Source organism: Paraburkholderia nodosa, assembly GCF_001718195.1.
In the GTDB taxonomy this organism is placed as follows: Bacteria; Pseudomonadota; Gammaproteobacteria; order Burkholderiales; family Burkholderiaceae; genus Paraburkholderia; species Paraburkholderia nodosa_A.
Genome location: NZ_MCNV01000003.1, coordinates 581162 through 598471 on the forward strand (window position 1 = coordinate 581162; position 17310 = coordinate 598471).

Consider the following 17310-nt stretch of genomic DNA (forward strand, 5'->3'; position numbering starts at 1 on the left):
GCAAAAAAGATGACGAAGGGGGTTGACAGCCTCCGGCTGTACCGCGATAATTCTTTTCTTCGGCGAATTAGCTCAGCCGGTTAGAGCGACGGAATCATAATCCGCAGGTCCGGGGTTCGAATCCCTGATTCGCCACCAGTTGCAAAAGAAAGCCGCTGTCCCGCAAGGACAGCGGCTTTTTTCATTTCCGCGTGCCTGGCGAACCGGAGTCCGCCGGACCGCACGGCATTCACCTGATCTGCTTGCGCTCCCGCTTCGTTTCGTACATCGAACGATCTGCGTATTCGATCAGCGCCGTCATCTCGGTGCCGTCGTCGGGCAGGATGGCAACGCCTACGCTCACGCCGAGATCGATGCGATGTCCTTCGAACTCGAACGGCTCGCCCACAGTGTCCACGAGCCGGCGGCTATACGCCTCGGCGTCCCCGCGCCCCGCGATGCCGGGCAGGATCACGGCGAACTCGTCGCCGCCCACGCGCGCGGCCGTGTCCACGCGGCGGCTGTGGCGCGCAATGCGCGTCGCGGTCTCGCGAATCGCCGCGTCGCCGGCGCGATGCCCGTAGCGGTCGTTGATCGGCTTGAGGCCGTCCATGTCGAGATTGAGCACGCCGAGTCCGCCCGACGAGCGCAGCGCGAGGTCCACCGACTGGCGCAGGCGATCGTAAAAGAGCGCGCGATTGGGCAAACCGGTGAGCGCGTCATGCGTCGCGCGCAGATAGAGCTCGCTCGTCTCGTGCCGCGCGGCGTGGAACATGGCTGCGGCGATGAGTTCGGACATCAGCGAGAGCGTGCGGATGTCCTCGTCCTTGAAGGCGTCGACTTCCGAATTCGTGACTTTCAGAACACCGACCGTCGTCTCGAGATGCTTGAGCGGCGTGACGATCATCGAACGCAGGCCGGCGCGCCGGCACGCTTCACGGTCCACGCGCGGGTCGGTTTCCGAGTCGTCGCAGCGCAGGATCTCGCCCTCGCGCACGCACAGGCCCGACAGGCTCGTTTCACGCGCGAGGCGCAATCCGAGGAGGTTCGCGACGTTGCCCGAGGCCGCGCGGTAGACCATGTCCTCGCCTTCGGCGAGTTCGACGACCGCACCCTGGGCTCGCGTGAGCTGCTCGGTGCGCTCCGCCACGTAGGCCATCACGCCGCCGAGATCGAGCCCGAGCTTCGCGATGTCCGACTGCGCCTTGATGATTTCCAGCAGGGTTGCGTTGTCCAGTTGGGTGTCTTTCGCTTCGCTCTTCTTCATCGCTTAACCGTTAGCGTTGCGTTTGACTTGCTGACGGCACTGAAAGCTACGGCGCCGTTCGATCGAGCTAAAGCATAGCAAACGTCATTGCATGCGCCAGCGCAATCGTTTTACATCTGCAATTCGCTGCGTTTTTCGCGATTCGTTGCGAAGACACCCATTCGGCATACGCGTTCATCGCTCGATGCGCTCGCGCGTGAGGCGCAGCAACGCCGCCATTGCGCGGCTCGCCGCATAGGCGTCGCGTTGCACGATCGCCTCGTACACGAGGGTGTGGTCGGGCAGCGCGGCGTTGAACACCTCGGCGCGCTTTGCGTTCACGCGCAACTGGCCTTCGAGCGTGCGCTCGATCAGCGTGCCGAGCGGCACCAGCAATTCGTTGCGGCAAGCGCCCAGCACCGCGAGATGAAAGCGCAGGTCGGCGCGCACCCATTCGTCCACATTGCGCGCTTGTGCCATGGCCTCGTGCGCGGCGGCGATCGACGCGAGCGCATCGGGATCATGCGCGTTTGCGGCCAACCCTGCCGCAAACGGCTCGATCATCTCGCGCATTTCCTGGAGCTTGAGCGCAAAAGCAAGCGGCGGCGCCACGCGCGCGTACCAGCTGAGCACGTCGGCATCGAGCAGATTCCACGCTTCGCGCGCACGCACCCGCGTGCCCACGCGCGGACGCGACTCCACGAGCCCTTTCGAGGTGAGCGTGCGCAGCGCCTCGCGCAGCACCGTTCGGCTCACATCGAACGTTGCCATGAGTTCGGCCTCGCGCGGCAGGACCGTCGCGGGCGGGTAGTCGCCACGCAGGATCGCGCTGCCGAGTTCGTAGGCCACCGTGCCGTGCAGATCGCGTTGAATCGCCGTTCTCCTGGATATTGGGAAGCGTTGCGAAATAATACTATTAATAGCACTTAAAGGCGAATTTTGCAGTAGCATGGGCGGATGAAGACGTTGCCGCTCGCGCGTGATGCGAGCGCCGCCCTACCGCTCAAGGTCATGGAGACACCGCATGAAAATCACCAGGCTCGAAACCTTCGTCGTCCCGCCGCGCTGGCTCTTTCTGAAGATCGAAACGGACGAGGGGATCGTCGGCTGGGGCGAGCCGATCGTCGAAGGTCGCGCGCATACGGTGGCCGCGGCCGTCGATGAACTCGCCGACTATTTGATCGGCAAGGACCCGCTCCTCATCGAAGACCACTGGCAGGTGATGTATCGCGCGGGCTTCTACCGCGGCGGCCCGATCTCGATGAGCGCCATTGCCGGCGTCGATCAGGCGCTCTGGGACATCAAGGGCAAGCATCATGGCGTGCCCGTTCACGCGCTGCTCGGCGGCCAGGTGCGCGACAAGATCAAGGTGTATTCGTGGATCGGCGGCGACCGTCCGAGCGACGTCGCCAACAACGCGCGCGCCGTAGTCGAGCGCGGCTTCAAGGCCGTGAAGATGAACGGCTCGGAAGAACTGCAGATCATCGACACCTTCGACAAGGTGCAGGGCGTCATCAACAACGTCGCGGCCGTGCGCGAGGCCGTGGGCCCGAACGTCGGCATCGGCGTGGACTTCCATGGCCGTGTGCACAAGCCGATGGCCAAGGTGCTCGCGAAGGAACTCGATCCGTTCAAGCTGATGTTCATCGAAGAGCCCGTGCTCTCGGAGAACGTCGAGGCGCTGCGCGACATCGTCAACCAGACCAGCACGCCGATCGCGCTGGGCGAGCGCCTGTATTCGCGCTGGGATTTCAAGCACATTCTCGCGGGCGGCTACGTGGACATCATCCAGCCCGACGCCTCGCACGCGGGCGGCATCACCGAGTGCCGCAAGATCGCCGCGATGGCCGAAGCCTATGACGTCGCGCTCGCGCTGCACTGCCCGCTCGGACCGATCGCGCTCGCCACCTGCCTGCAGATCGATGCCGTGAGCTACAACGCGTTCATCCAGGAGCAGAGCCTCGGCATCCACTACAACAAGGGCAACGACCTGCTCGACTACATCAGGAATCCCGAAGTCTTCAAGTACGAAGACGGCTTCGTCTCGATTCCGCAGGGCCCGGGTCTCGGCATCGACGTGAACGAGGAGAAGGTGCGCGAGATGGCGAAGACCGGTCACCGCTGGCGCAATCCGGTTTGGCGTCACGAAGATGGCAGCGTCGCCGAATGGTGATGCGCAAATGTACGCCGAACGCGCGGCGCGCAGCGTGAAGTGACGCGCTCGATGCTGCGCGTTTCGGCGACGTAACATTTCGCGTGGCTTTGCGGGCTTCGGCGCGCGCGCTCGCGAGACGCGCGCACGCCTTATGTCGTTTGCGCACACAGCCAGTTCATGGAATGCCGCGCCGCGCAAGGCGCGGCCATCATCGAAGACACGCGCCGAACGCGAACGCCAGCCACTGGCCTGCTCCTTGCAGATTCCTTTGCAACCCAACCTCGGTGTTGCAAAGGACTCCATGGACGCGTCGCTTCCCGACTATCTGATCCGCGAACAAGCCGCCGTCGGCGCACTCGTCGCCTTCGGCTTCCTGCGCGTGCTCGCTGCCGCAATCGCCTTCACGCGCGGCTGGCGCATTCGTTGGGTCGAGTACGCCGCGATCGGCGCCGCGGCGCTATGGTGTGCGCCGCAGTTGATCGCGCTGATCGCTAATGCAACCTCCGTGGCTGCGCTCGCGGAACTCGAAGGCAACGCCACGGGCTGCGCCCTCGCCCTCTTCTTCTCACCGATCCTCAGTCACCGGCTCGGCTACGAATAAGTTGCGGCGACGACGTTTCAGCCCTGCAACACGTAGGCCGGCACGCTGTGCGCGAGCGCGGCTGCGGCCACCAGCACGCCGATCATCACGATCGCTTCGAGATGGATCACGTTGACGAACCGGCGCGCCGCCGCCGTCGACGCCGCGCGCCGCAACTCGGGCATCGCCACGAGCCGGTTGAAGCCGCCCATCGCGAGCGCGAGCAGCACGAGCACAGCCTTGAGCATCAACACGCGGCCCCAGGTGCTGCCGACGATGGCGTCGATCGAGCCGCCGCTGCCGCGCAGCGCATCGAACACGCCCGTCGCGATCACGAAGCCCACCGCGAAGAACGCCACATTCGAAATCTGGCCCGCCGTGCGGATCAGCACGCCGCGTGCCGTCGATGCGCCGAGCGCCGGCAGCACGGCAAGCCCTCCCGCCATGACGATGCCGCTCCACGCGCTCGCGCTGAGCAAGTGGAGGGTATGCAGCCCGAGCGCAGCCGAGGCGAAGCCCGCATCGGCGGCGTGTCCGAGCCCCGCGCGCCCCGCGGCGATGGCGACGAGCGCGAGCCACAGCACACCGTCGCGCGCCACGCTCGAAGCCGCGAACGCGCAGCCGAGCAGCACGAGCGCACCGACGAACGCGACGGTCCACGCGTGTCCGACGTGCGTTTGCGAGAGCACCGTGCCGACCACGCCGAACGCGCTGGGCAACGGTTCGCCGCTGACCGACGCGCTCTCGTAGAGCATCCACATGATGAGCGCCGCCACGAGCACGAACGCCGCGACGCGCAGCGAGCGTTGCGCACGCAGCCATGCGAGGCGTGCGGGCGCGACGTGCGTGCGGCCGTCCTTGTCGAGCCAGGCGCCATAGAACGCCGAGCCGAGCGCGAATGCGTAGGCGATGTTGACGATGGCCGCCATGGCGACCTGCCCGATCCAGAGCCAGTCAGCTTTCATCGGACCTCGCCCTCCCGCGTGTTGCGGGTCGCACGGACTTCGCGCGAAGGGGATCGGTCGGCTGGATGCAACGATAGGGAAAGTGCAATTGGAGTCATCGAGACAAGTGGCAAGGAAACAACATGAAAACGGCAACAGCAGCACGCGCAAGCATCACGTCGCGTGACCCGCAAGGGTGCCTGCTTCGATAGCCGCCGCGCCATTCGGTTCAATGCGGGCTCGATGCGGCTTCAACGCGCATTCCATGCGCGAGCATCGAGCCGAGGCACGAGACCGGAAGTGGCGGCGGCATGCGCCCGGCATGATGACATGCATGCACCGGGCAACGAGCGGCTCGCCGAATGGGGCGCGGGTGCGGGACAACCCCGTGTCACCGATTGGCGAACAGGTGCAGAATCATAACCGGCACCGACGCGACGATCGGCCGCAAGCACGTCGCGGTGGCGCCTCGAAGCCATCGGAGAGCGTTTGTGGTGCATGCGGCAAATGGTCACTATGAGTTCCCGATGCTAGAATCTGCTGCGTCGCCGCAGCGCGCACGGTCTGCTGCTTTCATCGCGCGCAGCCTGGAAGCCGGGCCGTTCGAAGCCTGGTCAGGTCCACGATAAAGATGGAGTTACGCGTGTCCCCAAGACGTATCTTCCGACCGCTCATTCCGCTCGTCGCGCCTCTGGCAGCAGCACTTTTGCTCGGGACGACAGGCGTTCTCAGCGCTGCACATGCCCAGACGGCGGCCTCCGCGCCGCAGGCCAAAGCCCCGGACACGATCGCCGCACGCGTGCAGGGCTGCACCGCGTGCCACGGCTCGCATGGGCAGGGCACCGACAACGACTACTTCCCGCGTCTCGCCGGCAAACCGGCCGAGTACCTGTTCAACCAGCTAATGAACTTTCGCGAGGGGCGCCGCAAGTACCCTCCGATGAATTATCTGGTCACCTATCTCTCCGACGACTACCTGCACGAGATCGCAACGTTCTTCTCGCAGCAGCGGCCGCCCTACCCGCCGCCCGCGAAACCTTCGGTCGGCAGCGACACGCTCGCACGCGGTCAGCAGATCGTCCTGCACGGCGACCCGGCCAAACAGGTGCCCGCCTGCGCAGCCTGCCACGGCGCGAAGCTCACCGGCATGGAGCCGGCCATTCCGGGTCTGGTCGGTCTGCACATGGATTACATCAGTGCGCAGATCGGCGCCTGGCGCTCGGGCTCGCGGCACGCGAAGGCGCCCGACTGCATGCATGAGATCGCCACGCGTCTCACCGACGAAGACGTGAACGCGGTCGCGGCCTGGCTCTCCACGCAGAGCGCGCCGCAGAACCCCGTGCCGGCGCCGGCTGGCTCACTCAAGACGCCGCTTGCCTGCGGCAGCGAACCGCAATAAGGCGCCGGGGGAGACAGCCAATATGAACCGCAAGTCCCTGTTCGCACTTTCCGCCGTGATCGTGGCCGCCACCGCGGCCCTCGTACCAGTGCTCTGGTCGGGCACCCACTATCTGCACAACGCTGCGGCGCAGGCCGCGACGCCCGTCGACCAGGCCGATCTCATCAAGAAGGGCGAGTACCTCGCGCGCGCCGGCGACTGTATCGCCTGCCATACCGTGCGCGGCGGCCAGATGTTCGCGGGCGGCCTGCCGATGGCCACGCCGTTCGGCACGCTCTACACCCCGAACATCACGCCCGACGACCAGTACGGCATTGGCAAGTGGAGCGCCGACGACTTCTATCGCGCCATGCACACGGGCCGCTCGAAGGACGGCAGCCTGCTCTATCCGGCGTTCCCGTTCGCGAGCTACACCAAGGTCACGCGCGCCGACGCCGACGCGATCTTCGCCTATCTGCGCTCGGTCCCGCCGGTCAACGTGCCCAGCCGCCCGCACGAACTCAAGTTCCCGTTCAACAACCGCAACCTGCTGATCGGCTGGCGCACGCTGTTCTTCCGCGAAGGCGAATACAAGCCCGATCCGACCAAGTCGGTCGAATGGAACCGCGGCGCGTATCTCGTGGAAGGCCTCGGCCACTGCGGCATGTGCCACACGTCGATCAACGCGGTGGGCGGCCCGGTCAACTCGGCGGCATTCGCCGGCGGCCTGATCCCGCTGCAGAACTGGTACGCGCCGTCGCTCACGGGCAGTGAAGGCGGCCTCGGCGACTGGGACATCAGGGACATCGCAAGCCTCCTGAAGACCGGCGTTTCCGAGCGCGGCGCCGTGTTCGGCCCGATGGCGGACGTGATCCACAACAGCCTGCAATACCTCTCGGACGACGACATCCACGCGATGGCCTCGTATCTGAAGACCATCCCGCAGAAGAAGGAAGCGCCCGAAACGATGCAGATGGAGACGTCGGAAGCGTTCGGCGGCGAACTCTTGCAGCAAGGTCAGAAGATCTACCATGACCAGTGTGCAAAGTGCCACGCGGAGAACGGTCTCGGCATGCCGCCGAACTTCCCGCCGCTTGCGAACAACCAGTCGATCCAGATGCATTCGGCCGTGAACCCGATCCGCATGGTGCTCAACGGCGGCTATCCGCCAAGCACGGGGGGCAATCCGCGCCCGTACGGCATGCCGCCGTTTGGGCAGTCGCTCGCGAACCAGGAGGTCGCGGCGGTGGTGACGTTCATCCGCATGTCCTGGGGCAACAAGGGCACGCCGGTGTCCCCGCAACAGGTCGCGGACCTGCGCTCGTCTCCGCTCGACTGACGCAAAGCAGCCCACCGCCGTAAGGGCCTCAGCCCGTACGGCGGTCCCACGCAAGTGGTTACTGTTATAGTGACGGTTGCCTGATAAGGGCGCAGTCCGCGGTGCGCGGGCTGCGCCCTTCGCTATTTGGCGCCGGGGCCGTGCGGTGAAAGCGGCTCCGTGGCCCGTCAGGCCTGGTTTTGAACGCTGCGCTCGAGCACGGCGCCGCACGCGGTGGAACACTGTTCCGCCGGCGCGCGCTGCGCTCAGGAAGAACAAGGAGTGGTCGTCATGCACGCCGGTGAGCGTCTGAACAGCATTACTCACCTCGTGGGCGCGATGTTGTCGGTAGCGGGGCTCGTCTCGCTCGTGACGCTCGCGGCGCTGGATCACGACGCGTACAAGGTCGTGAGCTTTGCGGTATACGGGGCGATGTTGTGCGCGCTGTACACGATCTCGACGCTGTATCACGGCGTGCGCGGCATCCGCCTGAAGGCCGTGCTGCAAAAGTGCGACCACGCCGCGATCTATCTGCTCATCGCGGGCAGCTATACTCCGTTCACGCTGGTGACGCTGCGTGGACCCTGGGGCTGGTCGCTCTTCGGCGTGAGCTGGGGGCTCGCGGCCCTTGGCATCGTCCAGGAACTCACGCTCGGGCGGCGCACGAGAATGCTTTCGATGGCGCTCTACGTGGTGATGGGCTGGCTCGCGGTGGTGGCGGTTCGCCCGCTCGTCGAAGCCTTGCCGGCCGCGGGCACGGCGTGGCTGCTGGCCGGCGGCGTCATTTACAGCGTCGGCATTTATTTTTTCATCAATGACGAGCGCATCCGGCACGGACATGGAATCTGGCATCTGTTCGTGCTCGCCGGGAGCGTCTGTCAATTCGTGAGCGTCGCGCGCTACGTCGCGTGACGCGTCAATGCGAAGACATCGTACGGCCGCCGCAGTGTCCGCGGCCGCATGATGCAACTTAACGCCAGACGACGGGTCTCGATAGACTTGTCCGTTCCATGAAGAAAAAACGCGGCGCGCGCACTGGCGCGCCGTCCGAACAACGCGAAAAGGCGGCTTCACCGGGCGCATTCGAACCCGGCAACACCGCTTTGGCTGCGCAGCGCGCCTTCGGGCCGCGAAGCGACGCCCGCGCTACTGCAATACAACAGGTGTTTATGTCTTTCGATTCTCTCGGCTTGTCCGAACCGCTGGTCCGCGCAGTCAACGAACTGGGGTACAGCACGCCCACGCCCATCCAGGCGCAAGCGATTCCCGCCGTGCTCGGCGGCGGCGACCTGCTCGCCGGCGCGCAAACCGGCACCGGCAAGACCGCCGGCTTCACGTTGCCGATCCTGCAACGCCTCACGGACATGCCGCCGGCAGCGAACGGCAAGCGCGTGGTGCGTGCACTGATCCTCACGCCCACGCGTGAGCTCGCCGCGCAGGTCGAAGAGAGCGTGCGCGCCTACGGCAAGTATCTGAAGCTCAAGTCCACGGTGATGTTCGGCGGCGTGGGCATCAATCCGCAAATCGACGCGCTCAGGCGCGGCGTGGATATCGTGGTCGCGACGCCGGGTCGCCTGCTCGATCACATGCAGCAAAAGACGATCGATCTGTCGCAGCTCGAGATTCTCGTGCTCGACGAAGCCGACCGCATGCTCGATATGGGCTTCATCCACGACATCAAGCGCGTGCTCGCGAAGCTCCCGCCCAAGCGCCAGAACCTGCTCTTCTCGGCCACCTTCGCCGATGAGATCAAGGCGCTCGCCGACAGCCTGCTCGACTCGCCCGCGCTGATCGAAGTCGCGCGCCGCAACACCACGGCCGAAACCGTTGCGCAGAAGATCTATCCCGTCGACCGCGACCGCAAGCGCGATCTGCTCACGCACCTGATCCGCCAGCACAACTGGTTTCAGGTGCTCGTGTTCACGCGCACCAAGCACGGCGCGAACCGCCTCGCCGAGCAGCTCACGAAGGACGGCATCAGCGCGCTCGCGATTCACGGCAACAAGAGCCAGTCGGCGCGCACGCGCGCTTTGAGCGAGTTCAAGGACGGCACGCTCCAGGTGCTCGTCGCGACCGACATCGCCGCGCGCGGGATCGATATCGACCAGCTTCCGCACGTCGTCAACTACGATCTGCCGAACGTGCCCGAGGACTACGTGCACCGCATCGGCCGCACCGGCCGCGCGGGCGCGACGGGTGAAGCCGTGTCGCTCGTCTGCGTGGACGAGCATCAGTTGCTCAAGGACATCGAGAAGCTCATCAAGCGCGCGGTGCCCCAGGAGGTCATTGCGGGCTTCGAGCCAGACCCGAACGCGAAGCCGGAGCCGATCCAGCGCCGCAGCCAGCCCCAAGGGCGCTCGCCGCGCCAGGGGCAAGGCCAGGGCCAGGGCCGCGGTGCGTCTGGCGCCAATGCTGCGAACGGCGGACGCCCCGCGCAGGCGCGTGAACCGCGCGGAGGTAATCGCGAAGGTGGCCGCGAAGGCAACCGCGAAGGCAAGCGCGAAGGCGGCCGCGACGGCACCCGCGCACAGGCAGCAACCAACGGTGGCGGCAACGGCGGTCAGCGCCCGGCCAAGCCGGCCTCGAACGGCGGCGTGCGCACCGCCAAGCCCGTGAAACAGCAAGGCGCGAATCACGGCGCACAAGGCGCGCGCGGCGAGCATACGCGTCGCGAAAACCAGCGCGGCGTTTCGCACGAGAGCGCACTGGGCCGCCCGCAACAACGCAAGCCGCAAGGCAACCCGGGCGCGCTGCTCGGCGGCCGCCCAGGCGGCAATTCGCGCCGCGACGGCAACGGCCAGCGCGATCGCTGATCTTCGCGTCCAGAAACGAAAAAGCCCGCTCCAGCAGCGGGCTTTTTGTTTTCGTGCGCCGATGTCCTAGCGGAAGAACACGTGTTGCGTGATCTTCGCGAGCGGATAGTGCACGCCGGGCCGGATCTTCGCGGGCAGGTTGAGCGGCTTGAGCAGCATCTTCACGCACATGTCGGCGGACAGATTGTGGCGTACCAGCCTGTTCACGCGCGCGGTCAGTTCGCGGCTATAGGCCTCGTCGCGCACGCGCTCGGGGTAGCGGCCCGCGTAGACATGACGCAGCGCGATCTCGGAATCCTCGTTCTTGATCTCCATCACGCGGCGCATGAGCGCGCCGAGCACGGCGAGACGCCCGTGCCCTTCTATCTGGTTGTACTTCTTGAAATAGCGGAAAAAGTGCTTGTAGTGGCGCACTTCGTCGCTGCGGATGTTGTCGGTGATTTCCTTGAGCACGGGCTCATCCGAATACTCGCCGATCGCGCGATAGAGCGTGGCGGTGCCGGTTTCGACCACGCAGCGCGCGACCATTTCGAGCGCGCGCGTTTTCTCGAACTCCTCGAACGAACAGGTCTTCGAATACTCTTCGATGAAGGTCTGAAACGCCGCGTCCCAGTCGAACTCGGGCCACACGTACTGGATGTACGTCTTCAGCGCGCGTCCGTGCTGAAGCTCTTCGGGCTCCCATTCGCGAACGAGCCACTCGGAGACCTCGGGGTCGCCTTTGAAGAACACGTTCAGGTTGCTCGTGTAGAGGTCGGAGCCGCTTTCAATGAACGAAGAGGCGGCGAGGAGCAGCAGCAGATCTTCGTTGGCTGCGGCGCGTTGACGGTCGATACGTGTGAGATCGATGTCTTCGATGCGCCAGGGCATCACATGGCGAGGCTCATTGTCGTTACGCATTGTGTCCTACTCCCGAAGCGGCGTTTTACGCTCACGACGCGCGGCGTCCGGCCGGAGGCCCGGCGAACTGCGCCAGTCACGTGCAGTGAACGTTACCAGCCATCCCTATTTCCATCTTAGCTGTACTTTCGCGCAGCTGCAGTCACAAAGCACAGACCGGGCCCAGTTCCCGCAGTTCCGGAAATTGACGACCTCTTCGCGTTACGTCATGTGACGATCACTAACCGACGCGCAAACGCAATACCCACGGGCATACCGTGCGTTTGATGCGTAGCGTATCGAAGCGCATTCGCTCGCTGCGTGCCGCGCTGCGGCACGAACTTCAAGTGATTTCGCGAATCCAGGCGGCTCGCAGCACCGCTGCGTGCGGGCTCGAATGTCAAAGGGAAAATTTTCGGGGCGTGGTTTGTACAACGCAGCGGCGTTGACTACACTCCAGTTCCCCGAGGTAGATCCCGGGCTGGATGCCGTTTGGGCCGCGCATAGGCGGGCCTGATGGCCGGTCCCTCCAGCCAGTCGATCTGCCCGGTCGCAGGCTTTCGCTCATACCACCGCATTCCTGTCGCTGCGCCGCCCTGCGGGCCGCAACCGGCGACCTCTGATGCGGCAACACGGAGAGAACGATGCTGAGTCCGCATGAATTCGCCACCCTGCTGCTAGTGCAGGACGCCCCCAACCAGCTCGACATGGAGCGAGAAGAACTGGACGCCTTGCTCGAACGACAGCTCGTCCAACTGGAGCGCCTCGCATCCGGCCTTCAGCAATGGCGACTAACCGAAATCGGCGACTCTGCGTTGCGCGCCATCAAACGGTGTTCGTAGCCTGATCCCGCGGGCCGAGTACCCGCGCAGCCACAGGCTCCATTGCCCTTTATCGATTTGCGCGGACGCATGGGTCGTCCGCGAGCCCGGCTTGTCGGGCACGTCCCCGATGCAGGCGCACGGCAGTAGACGTACGCGCCTGCAGTGCATGGTCACGCGGACCCGCGCGCTTCATGCCCGCGTGACCATTTTTTTGCGCATGCCTGTTTGCACTGCTTGCACGCGCGAATGCGCGCACCCTGCCGCGGCACCCTTCGCCTATTCGCCTACCCGGCTCTCAACGTGGGGTCGACCGCCGAGCGCCAGCTCAGCGCCTGGGCGCGCTGTGCGTTGAGGAAGTTCACCCACTCACCCCGCGCCTCGCCGTTGCCGCTCTTGCCGAGCGTGGTGTATTGCTGCGCGAGCTGAGCCTGGAAACCGCAAAACTGGTCCTGGGGCAGCCTGCCGCGGCGATTGGCGACCCACGCGTCGAAAATGGCCGCGTAGACGCCCGGCGCATAGGCACCGAAATCGACCGCCTGGCCGCCGCACATCTGCTGCAAAGCGGCGAGCGACGGCGCGCGCCCCCCGCCTTCCGGGCCCGGCGGCGCGCCCACGCACCCCGTGAGCAGCACGGCTGCACCGATCATCGCAATTGCACGCATGATTGCCTCGTTATCGTTTTCGACTGGTTGGAACGACTGCATCCCGACTCGATTATTGTCGCACCGCGCCGTGCGAGCGACACCTTGACCGTTCCGTTGCGCCGAATCGAGCGCAAATCGCTTTCGGGCTATGCTGGGTCCGATGGCACGCGCCTCGTTGCGCGCCGGTCGACGCGCGTACCCCGCACACCCTCCAGGGAGACTGCACGATGCCTCAGTCGCACGCCGAGTCGTACATCCTCGCGCTGGACCAGGGCACGACGAGTTCGCGCGCCTTGCTGCTCGAGCGCAGCGGTGCAATCGTCGCGCTCGCCCAGAAGGAGTTCGCGCAACGCTACCCGCGACCCGGCTGGGTCGAACATGACCCGCGCGACATCTGGTCGAGCCAGGCAGGCGTCGCGGCGCAAGCGCTCACGCGCGCGGGCGTCGGGGCCGCCGCGATTGCAGGCATCGGCATCACGAACCAGCGCGAAACGACCCTCGTATGGGACCGGGCAACAGGTCAGCCCGTGTACAACGCGATCGTCTGGCAGGACCGCCGCACGGCCGGCTATTGCGACGAGCTGAAAGCGCGCGGCCTCGAGCCGACGGTGCGCGCGAAAACCGGCCTGCCGATCGACGCGTACTTTTCGGCCACGAAAATCCGCTGGATTCTCGATCATGTCGAGGGGGCGCGCGATAAGGCGCGCGCAGGCCGTCTCGCGTTCGGCACCGTGGACAGCTGGCTGCTGTGGCACTTCACGCGCGGCGCGCTGCACGCCACCGACGTCACCAATGCCGCGCGCACCATGCTCTTCGACATCCACACGCTGCGCTGGGACGACGACCTGCTCGCGCTCTTCGAGATTCCGCGCAGCATGCTGCCGGAGGTGCGTTCGTCGTCGGAGGTCTATGCGCGCACGGCGGCGTCGCTTTTCGCGGCCGAAATCCCGCTTGCCGGCGTGGCCGGCGACCAGCATGCGGCGCTCTTCGGGCAAATGTGCATGCGCCCCGGCATGGTGAAGAACACCTACGGCACCGGCTGTTTTCTCGTGATGAATACCGGCGCGCAGCCTGTCGAATCGAGCCACAACCTCGTCACGACCATCGCGTGGCAAGCGCTCGGGCAAACGCAATACGCGCTTGAGGGCAGCATCTTTATCGCGGGCGCGGTGGTGCAATGGCTACGCGACGGACTCGGCATCATTCGCAGTGCAGCGGAAATCGAACCGCTCGCGGCCAGCGTGCCGCACAGCGACGGCGTGTACCTCGTGCCCGCGTTCGCCGGCCTCGGCGCGCCGCACTGGAACGCGCATGCGCGCGGCACGCTGTTCGGGCTCACGCGCGGCACGACCGCGGCGCATATCGCACGCGCGGCGCTCGATTCGATTGCCTATCAGTCGTTCGACGTGCTCGCCGCCATGGAGGCCGACTCCGGTATGCGCGTGAACGAGCTGCGCGTGGATGGCGGCGCCAGCGCGAACGATCTGCTCATGCAGTTCCAGGCCGATCTGCTGGGCGTGGACGTGTTGCGGCCGCGCTCCAGCGAAAGCACCGCGCTGGGCGCGGGATATCTGGCCGGGCTCGCGGTGGGGTTCTGGCGCGATATCGACGAACTCCAGCGGCACTGGAGCCTCGAGCGCCGCTTCACGCCCTCGTTGCAGCGCGACGAGGCGGCAAGGTGCCTCGCCGGCTGGCAGCGCGCGATTGGCGCAGCAAAGGCGTGGGCCGACACCCGCGAGGCAAACGCAGCAGACGCCGGCTGAGCATCCCAGGCCGCGTGTGCGCTGCTTTCAAAAAGCAAAAGCACGTATGATTGGGGTTTCCACCTTGTCCCCTGCCTGGCTCAGGCGCATGCACGGCCGCCGACCGCTGGCCGCGCGCTGCCCGGCCTCTCGTTTCACGCATGATCGACCATCTCATCTGCGACTGTGACGGCGTGCTCGTCGACAGCGAAGTCATCGCCGACCGCGTTCTGTTCGATACGCTCAGCAGCACCTTTCCCGGCATCGATTTTCACGCCGCCGTGAATGCGGCGTTCGGCCAGCAGACCTCGCGCTTTCTCGCCGACGTCGCCGCGCGCTTCGACCTCACGATGCCCGAGGACTTTCTCGAGACCATCGAACATCGTTGCGAAGCCGCCATTGCCGAATCGGTGAGCCCGATCAACGGCGTGCGGGACGCCTTGCGCCGGGTGACGCTGCCTGCCGCCGTCGTCTCGAACAGCCGGCTCACGCGCGTGCACGCTTCGGTGCGGCGCGCCGGCCTCGACACGATCTTCGGCGAGCGCATCTTCAGCGCCGAGCAGGTTGCGCGGCCCAAGCCTTATCCGGACGTGTACCTGCATGCGGCGAAGCAGCTCGGCGTGGAGCCGGCGCGCTGCATCGTCGTCGAAGACAGCATTTCGGGTTTGAACGCCGCGCGCGCGGCAGGCATGAAGACGATTGCTTTCGTGGGCGCGAGCCACATTCCTTCGGGCTACGCCGACGTGCTGCGCGAGATGGGCATCACGCGCATCATGGCCCACATGGAAGAACTGCCGGCGCTCGTCGAGGCCGGCGTGCGCGGCGAATTCGGCGACGTGCAGTCGTAAGACTGCGCGCCTCAGGCCGGCTCGGCGCAGCGCTCGCGCGCCACGGCGAGCGACTCGCGAAACGCCACCAGCTCGGCAATCGAAAGCACCGGCAGATTGTGCAGCCTGGCGAAGTCGTCGACCTGCTTGCCGCGCGCCATCGTGCCATCCGGGTTCATCAGCTCGCACAGCACGCCGGCGGGCGCGAGGCCCGCGAGCACCGCCAGATCGACGGTACCTTCAGTATGGCCGCGGCGCGCCAGCACGCCGCCCCTCTGCGCGCGCAGCGGGAACACGTGGCCGGGGCGCACGATATCGGCAGGCTTGGCGTCCGGGGCGATCGCGGCGCGGATCGTCGTCACGCGGTCGGCGGCCGACACGCCGGTGCTCACCCCGTCACGCGCTTCGATCGAGACCGTGAACGCGGTGCGGTTGCGGCTCTCGTTGTGGGCCACCATCGGCGGCAGTTCGAGCGCGCGCACTTTTTCGTCGGAGAGACACAGGCATACGATGCCGCTGCATTCGCGGATGAAGAGCGCCATCGTTTCGGGCGTGAGGCGTTCGGCGGCGACGATCAGGTCGGCCTCATCCTCGCGGTCGTGGTCGTCCTGCAGCACGACCGGGCGGCCTTCGCGCATGGCTTGCAACGCGGCGGCAATGCGCGGCGGCACCGGCTCGGAATCGATGAACGGGAGATCGGCGGCGGCGTCGAGCGGCGCGCCCTGGGATGAAGCGAGAGGGGTACTGGCAGTAAGGGACATGTGAAACGCTCCTCGCGAGAGTTAGGCGAAAAACGTTTCAGGGCATTGCAAACAGGCAGGAATCCCCGGCACGCGTGATTCGGCAGTGACGTGGCGCGCCTCGAAAACGGAGACGCACACGCACCGGCCGAAACGCCGCGGCGGATGGGCAAACATGACCATCTGCACATCTTCTTTCATCCGGACTATGACCGTCGGCTCTGGCTTCGCACCAGATCTGCTGACCCTGCGCACGACACAATGAAGCTCGCGCAGGCGCTCGCGGGCTCGTCGACCTTGCCTTGCGGCGCGGCCGGCATACCGCCGGTGGGGAATTTCACCCCGCCCTGAAGACGCACTGATTACCGGCTTGTTACCTGACTTGACCGGCGGGCAAAGGATACAACAGGCTGCGCAACTGTGCAGCGCGAAAACTTGCGACTAGACGATGTTCTCGAAGGCGCGACGCGGCTCATGCCGGCTGCGCCGTCCCGGCCGGCACGTCCCAGCGCGGCGGCGTCTCGGCGTTGAGCGTCACGCGAAACACGCGCGCCTCGGTGTCGCCCGGGTTGCGCAGGCTGTGCGGCTGGTCGGCGTCGAAGACGATCGCGTCGCCGGTGGCGAGCAGCTGGCGCCGATCGTGCACGCTCACTTCGAGCGTGCCCTCGCTCACCACGAGGTTCACCGTCGTGCCGGGCGGGCGGCGCACGCCGGACTCGGTATGCAGCGGCGCGATGCGCAGTTCGTGGAATTCGGCGGCGGCGGGTTCGCCTTCCGGATAGAGCGCGCGCGCCGAATAACGGCCGTCGGCGGAAACGAGGCGCGATGCCCGCTCGGCGGGCAAATGCTCGAAACCGTTCACGGCATGCCGCCGCAGGAACGCCGAAACCGAGACCTTGAGCGCCGCCGCCACCTTGCACAGCACCTTGATCGAAGGCACGCTGCGCGCCGACTCGACTTGAGCGAGCATCGCGCGCGAGACACCGGAGGCGCGTGCGAGCGCATCGAGCGAAAGCTGGCGTTCGGCGCGCAGCCGGGCGAGGTTGACGCCCACGAGATGTTCAAGCGTCTCGTAAGATCCTTCGGTGTGCGCAATATCGGGTTGTGCATCGCGTACGAGCGCGAGGGGTGAATGCATGGCTGCCTCCAGGCAGCGCCGCGTCATTGCGGCGCAAGAGCATGAATGGAGGCAAGACTAGCATCGCGATTTGCCGCGCCCAACGAAGTTATCTTCACACTGT

General features: G+C 65.9%; 16 protein-coding genes, 1 tRNA gene and 1 riboswitch. Of the genes, 10 read left to right on the top strand and 7 right to left on the bottom strand.

The window, feature by feature from the left end; genetic code table 11:
• Positions 1–61 precede the first annotated feature (61 nt).
• Positions 62–138 (top strand) — tRNA-Met (locus tag BFD71_RS08930).
• A gap of 91 nt (positions 139–229) precedes the next feature.
• Here the strand turns inward: BFD71_RS08930 and BFD71_RS08935 are convergent.
• Together BFD71_RS08935 and BFD71_RS08940 are read right to left on the bottom strand one after the other, a co-directional pair.
• Positions 230–1246: a sensor domain-containing diguanylate cyclase gene (locus BFD71_RS08935; RefSeq protein WP_069262868.1), complete on the bottom strand. Its 1017-nt coding sequence runs from the start codon at positions 1244–1246 to the stop codon at positions 230–232.
• Positions 1247–1420: 174 nt separating this feature from the next.
• Complete coding sequence (locus tag BFD71_RS08940) at positions 1421–2176, bottom strand: FadR/GntR family transcriptional regulator (RefSeq protein WP_083245136.1); 756 nt, start codon at positions 2174–2176, stop codon at positions 1421–1423.
• Positions 2177–2249: 73 nt separating this feature from the next.
• Between BFD71_RS08940 and dgoD the strand changes: the two genes are divergently transcribed.
• The gene (gene dgoD / locus BFD71_RS08945) at positions 2250–3398 is read left to right on the top strand and encodes a galactonate dehydratase (RefSeq protein WP_069262869.1); all 1149 of its coding nucleotides are present in this window, start codon (positions 2250–2252) and stop codon (positions 3396–3398) included.
• 283 nt (positions 3399–3681) lie between these two features.
• Positions 3682–3981: a hypothetical protein gene (locus tag BFD71_RS08950; RefSeq protein ID WP_069262967.1), complete on the top strand. Its 300-nt coding sequence runs from the start codon at positions 3682–3684 to the stop codon at positions 3979–3981.
• A 17-nt stretch (positions 3982–3998) separates the two neighbouring features.
• Here BFD71_RS08950 and BFD71_RS08955 read toward each other — a convergent pair whose 3' ends face one another.
• Positions 3999–4925 carry a CopD family protein gene (locus BFD71_RS08955; RefSeq protein WP_069262870.1) on the bottom strand — a complete coding sequence of 309 codons (927 nt, stop codon included), beginning with the start codon at positions 4923–4925 and terminating at the stop codon, positions 3999–4001.
• 610 nt (positions 4926–5535) lie between these two features.
• On the opposite strand from BFD71_RS08955, the gene BFD71_RS08960 reads away from it, so the two are divergent.
• From BFD71_RS08960 to BFD71_RS08975, 4 genes are all read left to right on the top strand, one after another.
• Positions 5536–6303 (top strand): c-type cytochrome, encoded by a 768-nt coding sequence (locus BFD71_RS08960; protein ID WP_069262871.1) that lies wholly within the window; start codon positions 5536–5538, stop codon positions 6301–6303.
• Positions 6304–6325: 22 nt separating this feature from the next.
• Positions 6326–7621: a cytochrome c gene (locus BFD71_RS08965; protein WP_069262872.1), complete on the top strand. Its 1296-nt coding sequence runs from the start codon at positions 6326–6328 to the stop codon at positions 7619–7621.
• A gap of 270 nt (positions 7622–7891) precedes the next feature.
• Entirely contained in the window at positions 7892–8512 is a 621-nt protein-coding gene (gene trhA / locus BFD71_RS08970) for a PAQR family membrane homeostasis protein TrhA (protein ID WP_069262873.1), read from the top strand.
• Positions 8513–8769: 257 nt separating this feature from the next.
• A complete protein-coding gene (locus BFD71_RS08975) occupies positions 8770–10413 on the top strand; it encodes a DEAD/DEAH box helicase (protein WP_069262968.1) in 1644 nt (547 codons plus the stop codon).
• A 66-nt stretch (positions 10414–10479) separates the two neighbouring features.
• On the opposite strand, the gene BFD71_RS08980 is transcribed toward BFD71_RS08975, so the two are convergent.
• Positions 10480–11313 (bottom strand): acyl-ACP desaturase, encoded by an 834-nt coding sequence (locus tag BFD71_RS08980; RefSeq protein ID WP_069262874.1) that lies wholly within the window; start codon positions 11311–11313, stop codon positions 10480–10482.
• 623 nt (positions 11314–11936) lie between these two features.
• On the opposite strand from BFD71_RS08980, the gene BFD71_RS08985 reads away from it, so the two are divergent.
• Positions 11937–12134 carry a hypothetical protein gene (locus tag BFD71_RS08985; RefSeq protein ID WP_028205977.1) on the top strand — a complete coding sequence of 66 codons (198 nt, stop codon included), beginning with the start codon at positions 11937–11939 and terminating at the stop codon, positions 12132–12134.
• A 266-nt stretch (positions 12135–12400) separates the two neighbouring features.
• Here the strand turns inward: BFD71_RS08985 and BFD71_RS08990 are convergent, their stop codons facing one another.
• On the bottom strand, positions 12401–12778 hold the full coding sequence (locus BFD71_RS08990; protein WP_176732846.1) for a hypothetical protein: 378 nt from the start codon (positions 12776–12778) through the stop codon (positions 12401–12403).
• A 209-nt stretch (positions 12779–12987) separates the two neighbouring features.
• Here BFD71_RS08990 and glpK point away from each other — a divergent pair, with 209 nt between their 5' ends.
• Positions 12988–14523 (top strand): glycerol kinase GlpK, encoded by a 1536-nt coding sequence (gene glpK / locus BFD71_RS08995; RefSeq protein WP_069262875.1) that lies wholly within the window; start codon positions 12988–12990, stop codon positions 14521–14523.
• 140 nt (positions 14524–14663) lie between these two features.
• Complete coding sequence (locus BFD71_RS09000; protein WP_069262876.1) at positions 14664–15350, top strand: HAD family hydrolase; 687 nt, start codon at positions 14664–14666, stop codon at positions 15348–15350.
• A gap of 11 nt (positions 15351–15361) precedes the next feature.
• Here BFD71_RS09000 and ribB read toward each other — a convergent pair whose 3' ends face one another.
• Positions 15362–16090, bottom strand: a complete 729-nt coding sequence (gene ribB, locus BFD71_RS09005) for a 3,4-dihydroxy-2-butanone-4-phosphate synthase (protein ID WP_069262877.1) — start codon at positions 16088–16090, stop codon at positions 15362–15364.
• A 164-nt stretch (positions 16091–16254) separates the two neighbouring features.
• Positions 16255–16428: riboswitch (FMN riboswitch) on the bottom strand.
• Between the two features lie 113 nt (positions 16429–16541).
• On the bottom strand, positions 16542–17207 hold the full coding sequence (locus tag BFD71_RS09010) for a helix-turn-helix domain-containing protein (protein WP_069262878.1): 666 nt from the start codon (positions 17205–17207) through the stop codon (positions 16542–16544).
• Positions 17208–17310 lie beyond the last annotated feature (103 nt).